The organism is Candidatus Obscuribacterales bacterium (assembly GCA_036703605.1).
Lineage (GTDB): Bacteria > Cyanobacteriota > Cyanobacteriia > RECH01 > RECH01 > RECH01.
Window position 1 is genome coordinate 1 of sequence record DATNRH010000543.1, and the last position, 4,158, is coordinate 4,158.

At 52.3% G+C, this 4,158-nt stretch carries 3 protein-coding genes; 2 read left to right on the forward strand and 1 reads right to left on the reverse strand.

From position 1 onward, the window contains the following. Positions 1 to 97: 97 nt before the first annotated feature. Together V6D20_11660 and V6D20_11665 are read left to right on the forward strand one after the other, a co-directional pair. Positions 98 to 2,137, forward strand: a complete 2,040-nt coding sequence (locus tag V6D20_11660; protein ID HEY9816439.1) for a GAF domain-containing protein — start codon at positions 98 to 100, stop codon at positions 2,135 to 2,137. A 263-nt stretch (positions 2,138 to 2,400) separates the two neighbouring features. Next, complete coding sequence (locus V6D20_11665) at positions 2,401 to 3,000, forward strand: SRPBCC family protein (protein HEY9816440.1); 600 nt, start codon at positions 2,401 to 2,403, stop codon at positions 2,998 to 3,000. On the opposite strand, the gene V6D20_11670 is transcribed toward V6D20_11665, so the two are convergent. Continuing rightward, positions 2,951 to 4,158 (reverse strand): hypothetical protein (locus V6D20_11670; GenBank protein ID HEY9816441.1); only part of this gene is annotated, 1,208 nt, incomplete at its 5' end. The two genes, V6D20_11665 and V6D20_11670, sit on opposite strands and share 50 nt — an antisense overlap.

Sequence of the window (4,158 nt, forward strand, 5' to 3'; positions counted from 1 at the left end):
TCTGGATTTGAGTCATTCATCTTCGCATTAGTAACCCTTTCCTGCGTTGAACATTACGTCAGTCCCCCATACTCCTATTGTTACTGCGTCAGAGCTGTTGAAGCAATTGACTCAAGGCTTACTGTCAGATCAACATCCTCACGATCTGTTGAGCCGGTTTGCCCAAGCCCTCGGAGCTCTATTCTCCGCAGATGCTGTGGCACTGATTCAAACAATTCCAGGACAATCGGGGTTGCAGACCATGTACTGGCACAACCAAGGGATTCACAGCCCACATCCTGACTATCGTTCCCCTTGCTTGCTGAATATCCTAGAGCATCCAGCGATCGCTACCTTGTTTGCTAAGTCAAACGTTCTTGCTATTCAAGACTTTACCGCCAAAGCCAGCCAACACTGGCTCACGGGAGACATCCTAGAATGGCTTTCTGTTTTAAGCGATCGCACTGGACAGTCCACGACGTCATGGAGCCAGCCCCGTTCCTTGCTAGCTGTGGTAACTCGTTTGGATCACTGTGTCAACGGAGTTTTTGCTGTGATGCGATCGCAGCCTTACCAATGGATGGAGGCAGATGTGCAACTACTAAATGATTTGGCAGAACCCTTGGCGATTGCCATGTCCCATGCTCAATTTCAGCAGCAGGTGCGGCAGCAGCGCCGCTACCAGGGAGTGATTGGACAGTTGGTGACCGCTGTTCGCCATACAGAAACGCTAGAACATATTTTTGAGCAGGCTCTTAGCGAGGTTGTATCGACTCTTCAGGTCAGCCGTGGGTTTATTTTGCTCCTGAAGTATACCGATCCTGCCTACCAACGTCAGTCTCGCTCGGCCATCGCCGGCGTGCGGGTCTCTGTTGCCCATCAGTGGCCTCAAACCTGTGAACTCCCTCAACCAGAGGGGCTAGCGATCGCCTTGGATAGCGAGGATCGTCATGCCGGCACTTGGATCAACTATTCCTTTGCCCTGTCGGATTGTCCCTCTTGTCAACACCTCTATCTCCATCCCCAAGATATTCTGGCAATTCCTGACTCCTTAGCCTCTTCGTTGAGCACAGCCAGGATAGAGAAGGATGCTTGTTCCCTGCACATTTCTCCTCTAGCTAGTGCGGTGATGCCATCCTTGGTGCTGGTGCCCCTAGAGAGTCACGGTAAGGTGCTGGGCTACCTAGCGATCCAACATCACCAACGTTGTGTATGGCAATCGGAAGAGCTGGACTTCCTGAAGCTTGTGGCAGCTCAGGTGGGTACGGCTATTATTCAATCTCATACGCTTCAACAGGTTCAGTCTTTGGTGGAAGAGCGCACGGCGCAACTGAAGCATAGTCTGGATGTGCAAGCTAAGCTGTATGCCAAAACTCGCCAGCAAATCGAGCAACTTCAGCAGCTCAATCAGCTCAAAGATGAGTTTCTCAGCACCATGAGCCATGAACTGCGTACGCCTCTCACCAGCATGACCTTGGCAATTCGTATGTTGCGCCAAGCCAATCTGCCGGAGGAGCGCCGCCAAAAGTATTTAGATATTTTAGAAGAGCAATGTGCCCAGGAAACGAGCCTGATTAATGACTTGCTAGCCCTGCAAAAAATTGAAACGGGGAGTGCATCGAGCTACCGCCATAAGATCGATGTTTACAGCATGATTCGTGGCATTGCCCAGTCCTTTGATGATGATTTTTCCAGCCGGGATGTTCGATTAGCCGTAGATATACCGAAGCAAAATCTCAGTATTCGTACGGATACGGACAGTCTGCAGCGTATCCTGACAGAGCTGTTAACCAATGCTAAAAAATATGCGGCGGTGGGCACCGATGTCCATTTGCAGGTTGTGTCAGAGCGATCGCCTGCCGGGTTACCCTTGCTGCGCGTCACGCTCTGTAATGTGGGCGAAGGCATTGATGCTGAGGATATGCCCTATATCTTTGATAAATTCCGGCGTGGTCGGGGCATTACGCAAAAGGCAATTCCAGGAACAGGTTTGGGCCTAGCACTGGTTAAAGGGTTGGTTGAGCATCTTAATGGCACGATTGAGGTATCTAGTCAGCCGATCATAGCTCCAGTGAGGGCAGGAGATGGAGGCATTTATCAGGCTGATCGGCATGCTTCTTGGGAAACCTGTTTCGTGCTGACGCTTCCCCAGTTATAAGATCGATCAGGACAAAAAATTGGGTAGGATAGGTTGGGTGACAAGTAGAGAATTATGCTTACGGGCTGAGGGGCTCACCGTCGGCCTCTGCCCTAGGCCATACCTAAGATAACGAGCTCTCAGTTGAGCACTCGGTAGAATGCGTATAGCCTCGGTATGGCTCCGCTAAAGCGATAGCGTAACGCATCAAGGCTGTGCACAAGCGACAGCGTAACGCATCAAACAAGACGGTTTGTTTAGATCCACTTGCTTAGAGGTTACCGATGGATCAATCCTATTCTAAAGAAGGTGAGTCTTTGACGCCTGAACTTCAGGCCATAGATCTAGGTGTAACAGAGCTGGACGTAGAGGCTTTGTCTGGCAGTGAGGGAATAGAGATTGCAACAGAAACCCTAGGACAGCGATCGCGCCGGATTACTGCAGAGATCTGGCTACCCCATTCCCTAGAGCAGATCTGGCAGCTTTTAACCGACTACGATCATCTCGCAGACTTCATCCCTAACCTCGATCAAAGCCGCACCATTGCCAGTCCTGATGCCCACACCACGCGGATTGAGCAAATTGGCGCAGAGTGCTTTCTGGCCATTCGCTTTTGTGCTCGGGTGGTGCTAGATATGGCCGAGTCATTCCCCCACCGCATTGACTTTCAGATGGTTGAAGGAGACTTTCGCTCCTTCTCAGGAAGCTGGAATCTACAGCCCCAAGCTCAAGCTGGTCAAGAAGGCACCTATCTGCAATATGTGGTGCAGATTGAACCCACGCGCTTGATGCCCATTGGGTTGATCGAGCGCCATCTTCGTAAGAATCTCATGCTTAACTTAGCCGCCATTCGTCAGCAGGCCGACCACCTTTACGTCGTCTAACGCTGGACACGGCGATGGTTCGAGGCTCTCCTGCTGCAAGTAGCGCATGGGGGCGTAGCAGCGTGCGGGTCAGCAACCATAGGGTTTCCAACTCGCCAGGCGTTTGATGGCGCTGCCACTGTCCTGGTCGGCAAAAGAGGAGTTGGATCATTTGCCGCTGTTGGGCTAGGGTCAGGTCATCAAAGCGAATCTGCACAACCGGTACCCCGTGGCGATCGCCCATGTGGGTAATCTGACCAGCGATCGCCAGTTGTTCTTCCACCATCTCTAGGGTGACGGCTAAGTCACCGCCAGGGATGTGGGGCTGTTGATCAAGCTTGGGCAGGGCCACTTCCATGCCCACCTGGGAGAGTAAGGTCGTTGTTCCCCAAAAGGTTGGCTTTGGCAGATGGGCAGGCGACACGGACGACGACTCCTCGGCCCGAGCTGGAGACCATCCAGGCAATCTGCTTTGGTCGTCGGTTACATGGTGTAGAGCTAGTTGAGGAAGCTGGGATACGCTGCTGGGAAGGTGCATGGTCAACCGCACGGTGCGCTGCAGGGGGAACCAGGGATGGGCATCAGGACGCGGCACATCTAGCAGAATTAACAGCGCTAGTCCCACCATCACTAAGTTATAGGCGCTCCAGATCCAGCCTAGTCCATAGCTCTTCATCGCATTTGCGCCATCTATCATCATGTGATGTACCCAAAAGCGCTGCATCAGGTACATGCCCATGTTGACCCAGAGGCTTGCAGCCGTGGCGATGAACAATAGGATCAGCGGACTGGCTAAGACCCAATTAAACCGAAAGCGATCGCTCTCCGTACCCTTCGGTGTAACCTTGAAGCCGCGAGAAAAGGGACGAATGAGCGTTTGCAGAACGGCCAGGGCAATGGGGAAACAGAGCACGATGGAGTACAGATCCGACAGCAGGGCTGAGCGAGAGCGATCGTTGAGCCAAGCAAAGGTCACCATCTGTACAGCATAGTAGGGCAGGAAGAAATAGACTAGTTCGCTAGGTGTAGCCCAGATGGGAATGATTCCCATAAAGGCATAGACCAAGGGCATCAACAAAAAGCCAATGCGGGAGAGGTTGGTAAACCAGTGCAGTAGTCCCTCTAGATGGACTAAACGCTGAACCCAGGTGAGACCTGGCAGGGTTAGGGGATTGGCTT